This is a genomic window from Deltaproteobacteria bacterium, assembly GCA_026388545.1.
Taxonomy (GTDB): domain Bacteria; phylum Desulfobacterota; class Syntrophia; order Syntrophales; family UBA2185; genus JAPLJS01.
Window position 1 is genome coordinate 1 of the sequence record JAPLJS010000123.1, and the last position, 4,967, is coordinate 4,967.

5 protein-coding genes are annotated in these 4,967 nt (G+C 45.5%); all 5 read left to right on the forward strand.

What is annotated here, in order from left to right; genetic code table 11:
• Positions 1-496 (forward strand): adenylate/guanylate cyclase domain-containing protein (locus NTW12_15370; protein ID MCX5847711.1); only part of this gene is annotated, 496 nt, incomplete at its 5' end.
• A gap of 278 nt (positions 497-774) precedes the next feature.
• Positions 775-1,209, forward strand: a complete 435-nt coding sequence (gene tnpA / locus NTW12_15375; protein ID MCX5847712.1) for an IS200/IS605 family transposase — start codon at positions 775-777, stop codon at positions 1,207-1,209.
• Between the two features lie 502 nt (positions 1,210-1,711).
• Positions 1,712-2,629 (forward strand): tRNA (adenosine(37)-N6)-dimethylallyltransferase MiaA, encoded by a 918-nt coding sequence (gene miaA / locus NTW12_15380; protein MCX5847713.1) that lies wholly within the window; start codon positions 1,712-1,714, stop codon positions 2,627-2,629.
• Between the two features lie 218 nt (positions 2,630-2,847).
• The gene (locus NTW12_15385; GenBank protein ID MCX5847714.1) at positions 2,848-4,020 is read left to right on the forward strand and encodes a hypothetical protein; all 1,173 of its coding nucleotides are present in this window, start codon (positions 2,848-2,850) and stop codon (positions 4,018-4,020) included.
• 12 nt (positions 4,021-4,032) lie between these two features.
• On the forward strand, positions 4,033-4,967 hold a 935-nt coding region (locus NTW12_15390), incomplete at its 3' end, for a class I tRNA ligase family protein (GenBank protein MCX5847715.1).

Consider the following 4,967-nt stretch of genomic DNA (forward strand, 5'->3'; position numbering starts at 1 on the left):
GCTGGCGGCGAATACCGATCCGGAATCGGTTTTTGAAAAATTGAATGACAGTATCAAAAAGCAGATCCAGGTGATCGAAGACTATCACGGCATCATCGACAAGCTGACCGGCGACGAGGTCATGGCCATTTTTGAGGGGCCGCAGATGGCTGAAAATGCCATTCAATGCGCTCTTCAGATAGTCAAGGCGCTGTCCGAACGGGAAAAGTGTCTGGATCATTGCTGGTCATCGGTCGGTATCGGTATCAATACCGGGCCTGTTTTTATAGGAAGCCTGGGAACCGAATCTTTTAGGGACTACACGGTGATCGGCAATACCGTCAATATTGCCGCCCGATTGTGCGGGCTGGCATACGAGTTCCAGGTCCTCTGTACAAAAGTAACGATTGACTCGATCCAGGGCAATTGGTTTCAGGTCGAATCGATGGGAGAAAAGATGCTCAAGGGGTTGAGCCGGCCCATCGAAATATTTCAGGCGATTTCAAAAAGGGTATAGGGAAGGGCCCGTTGGCAAAGCAAAGGAGCGAATCATAGAAGCAGGGTTTGATCATTACATTGCCAAACCCATCAACACCCGGGAGCTTCTGGTTCTGATCGAGGGGGTGTTGGGCGTCCGCCCGTAAGTTATGCAAACTACGCCGTTGTTGAAAACCTTCGCATTGTGCCGATATACTTTAGTGTCAAAACAATCAGATTTAAAGGGGTTATTAATAGTCTCGTTTTGGGATATTAAATCCCTCGCCTTCAGGCGACAACTTATAGTAAGAAAGGGGTATGGAGCATTATAGAAGGACATCGCATACCCGCTTTGACATCAAGTATCATTTGGTTTGGATCACGAAGTACCGTAAGAAGCTGTTGCGGGGAGATGTAGCGACAAGATTGCGGCAGATCGTGAGGGATATATGTGCCGAACTGGAGGTAGAGATCATCAAGGGACATATAGGTAAGGATCATGTGCATATGTTTGTGTCGTGTCCTCCGCATGTTTCCTCCAGTCATCTCATGCAACGAGTCAAGGGTAAGAGTTCACGCAAGTTGTTGCAGGAGTATAGCCATTTGAAGCGAGAGTGTTGGGGTCGGCACCTATGGGCACGAGGATTTTTCGTGGCCAGTTCCGGTAATATCACGGATGAAATGATCATAGAGTACATAGAGTCCCAAGACATATCGAAAGAAGATAAAGAGTTCAAAGTAGAAGACCCATAGTCGGGCTTTCAGCCGACTTCCGAACCCACCGGCTTCCAGCCGGTGGTCATTCAGTTATTGATAACCACTAAAGGTATGATATAATGTTTGGCGTTTGAGTCGAGTAGACCGGTTTCTCCCGATACCGCAGGTTGAGGATTGTTTTCTCCATTTGCCGCCTGGTTTCCAGGCGGTGCCACAATATTTAAACAATGAATCTGTTGGCCGCAAACCCTCACATACCGTACGTCCAGATTTCTGTCATCCATATCATAATTATTGAGGAAATAACATCAACGATAACGGATTGAAATCCTGCATTTTCATCGAGGTTAACAATTTGCGGATAACAGGAAGTATGCATCAAACGGATGAACCGAAAAACATAACTATAGGTTGATATGGATTGTTTTTTTGTTCAAATAGCATAGATTATTTCTGTCATACCCAAATTGACAACCCCCGCAACCATTACATCATTGACGGTATTTGTAAAATAAAGTAAAAATATGACGTGAACGACATGAGAGCCCGCCTGATTATAATCGTTGGTCCTACAGCCATAGGCAAAACAGAGGTTGCTATTTCCCTGGCTCGCGAGTGGAATGGTGAGATTATCAGCGCCGATTCGATGCAGGTCTACCGGCTGATGGATATCGGCACGGCAAAGCCTTCTGTTGAAGAACGGACTCTGGTGAAACATCATCTTATTGATCTTGTTAATCCTGATGCTCAATTCAATGCAGCCATGTTTATTGAGACGGCTCAGAAGATCATCAGGGAATTACATAGCCGGAGAAAGCCCATATTTGTTGTTGGCGGCACCGGCCTGTATATAAAGGCTCTGCTCGGCGGTCTTTTTAAAGGGCCGGATGCAGATGAGGGCTTAAGAAAAGTATACAGGCATGAACTCAAGCAATTCGGGAAAGAATATTTGTACGATAAGTTGAAAGAAAAGGATAAACGGGCCGCCGCCACAATCGATAAAAATGATGTTGTCCGGATCATCCGAGCCCTGGAGGTTCTGGAACTAAGCGGTGAGTCGATTGTTGAAAAACAGAAAGCCCACAAATTCAGCGACAATCTTTATGACTGCACAAGGATAGGCCTTACGATGGACCGTTCTTCCCTTTATAAAAAAATTGATCAAAGAACAGAAAAAATGATACGTGATGGTCTCGTTGACGAGGTTCAGGGACTTCTCTCTATGGGCTACCGTGAAAGCCTCAAGCCGATGCAATCGCTGGGATATAAACATATTATAAAATATATAAAAGGGTCATACACCCTTGAAGACGCCGTCAGGATAATAAAACGTGACACGCGTCACTATGCGAAACGGCAGATGACATGGTTTGGTGCGGATAAGCAGATTGCGTGGTTTTCCCCCGCAGATATTGATGCCATGAGGGGACATATTGATCTTTTTCTCTCTCAATGAGAATGCTTGCATAGAGCGTCTTTCGAAGGCATTTTTAAGCAAAGGCAGTGAAATTTCTTGACTTCGAAAGGGTATGAATATAATTAAATGTATAAATTTTTGCATGGTGTGTGTTTTTACAAATGCGAGTTATTCACACTTCTCGTGTTAAACCAGGAATAAAGCATAATCCTGGAGGGGTTCCTTTAAACATTTTTATAAAAAGAAAGGAGAACGTTATGGTTCAGCGGCTCAATTATCGAAGGGTATTGATGTTCATTGCTTTGATCGCTATGGGTATTTTCATTATTTCCTGCGGTCCGAAAGTGGTAAAACCTGTAAGCGAGATGGATACACCCGATCACCATTTTTATACGGGCATGAAATTCCTGGATCAGGGGAAGTATGCTGATGCCAAGGGAGAATTTGATCGGGCCATTGCACTCGATCCTAAATTTTCAAAGGCGTATGCGGGAAACAGTATCGTAAAAGCCTATCAGGGAGATTTCAAGGTAGCGAATGAATCCATGAAACAGGCGTGGAAGTATGCCAATAAAGATGATGAAAAGCTCTTCGTTCATGTCTGTAAAATAAGACTCTATACGGTGAGCAAAGCCGACAAGGATTGGCTCCAAGACGCAAAAGGTGAGTTCGATAAAGCAATCAAGATTGATCCAAAGTCTTCCGCAGCCTGTTATTTCATGGGATTAGCCTATAAGACCGCGTTGGATTTCCCGAATGCCGGGCAGATGTTCAAGCAGGTACTTGATATTAACCGTGATTATGTCAAAGAGGCAGACGCTGGATGGAATCTGACCCAGAAGATCCAGAGGGCCATGCCGGGGACAATTACGGGAAAGAAAATTGCGATTCTTGAACGGATTAACAGAGCTGACGCCGCCGCCCTGTTTATGGAGGAATTAAAGATTGATGTCCTTTATAAAAAGAGAACGGTGAAGACCTTTGATACAGCCTTTAAAGATCCTGAAAAGGCAAAGGCCGTAGCAAGTGAGACTCCAGCAACAGCAACGGATATTGCCACACACCCCCTGAAGGCGGATATTGAAGGGATTCTCCAGATTGGCGTTCGTGGATTAGAGATTTATCCTGACGGCTCATTCCGTCCGAGGGACATGATAGACCGGGCGACATATGCCATGATGATCGAAGATATCTTGATCAAGATGACGGGGGATACTAAGCTTGCAACGAAATTTATCGGAAGTTCGTCACCATTCCCCGATTTGAGATCTGATTTACCCTACTTTAACTCTGTCATGGTTGTTACCTCAAGAGGGATTATGGAAGCGAAAGACCTTTCAAGCGGCGAGTTTGCTCCCCTCAGTCCTGTACCTGGTGTTGACGCACTGTTGATTATCAGGAAAATCAAAGAAGAGTTAAAAATTTTCTAATGGAGACGTTTCATGGCTGAAAGGTCATTGAGCAAAGCTTATGAATCCCACGAATCGGAGGCTAAGTGGTACCGATACTGGCTCGATCATAATTTTTTCAGGGCCCAGGATACGAGCACAAAGCCCCCATTTTGCATTGTTATTCCCCCTCCAAACGTAACAGGCATGCTCCACATGGGGCATGCCCTGAATAACACCCTGCAGGATGTGATGACCAGGTACAGAAGGATGCAGGGATATAACGCCCTGTGGATGCCGGGAACTGATCATGCGGGAATTGCCACGCAGAATGTAGTCGAGCAGGAGCTTGCGAAAGAAGGCATTACCAGGAATGATTTAGGAAGAGAAAAGTTCATAGAGAGAGTTTGGGAGTGGAAGGAAAAGTATGGTGGGGTTATTATAAACCAGCTCAAACGTCTCGGTTGTTCCTGTGACTGGTCCAGGGAAGCCTTTACCATGGATGAAAAGCTATCCAGGGCCGTCAGGGAGGTCTTTGTCCGCCTGTATCATGACGGACTTATCTATCAGGGCGATTATATCGTCAATTGGTGTCCCCGATGTCACACGGCCATTTCAGACCTTGAAGTGGAATATGTTGAGAAGGAGGGTTTCCTCTGGAGCCTCAGATACCCTTATACTGAAGGTGTCGGTGAGATTATCGTAGCTACCACGCGTCCTGAGACCATGCTGGGTGATACGGCTGTCGCCGTTAATCCTGATGACGGAAGATATAAAGATAAGGTCGGCCGTACAGTTATCTTACCCCTCGTTAACAGGACAATACCAATCATAGCTGATAATCATGTAAGTATGGAGTTTGGCTCAGGGGCGGTGAAAGTTACGCCGTCCTCTGATCCGAACGACTTTGCCATTGCAGAGCGGCATCAATTAGAAATCGTCAAAATTATGGATGGCAGTGCGGTCATCAATGAAAATGGCGGCGTCTA

What these genes read in the sequence shown, in the direction of transcription:
- tnpA (MCX5847712.1), top strand. Translation starts at nt 775, where the DNA reads ATGGAGCATTATAGAAGGACATCGCATACCCGCTTTGACATCAAGTAT.
- miaA (MCX5847713.1), top strand. Translation starts at nt 1,712, where the DNA reads ATGAGAGCCCGCCTGATTATAATCGTTGGTCCTACAGCCATAGGCAAA.
- NTW12_15385 (MCX5847714.1), top strand. Translation starts at nt 2,848, where the DNA reads ATGGTTCAGCGGCTCAATTATCGAAGGGTATTGATGTTCATTGCTTTG.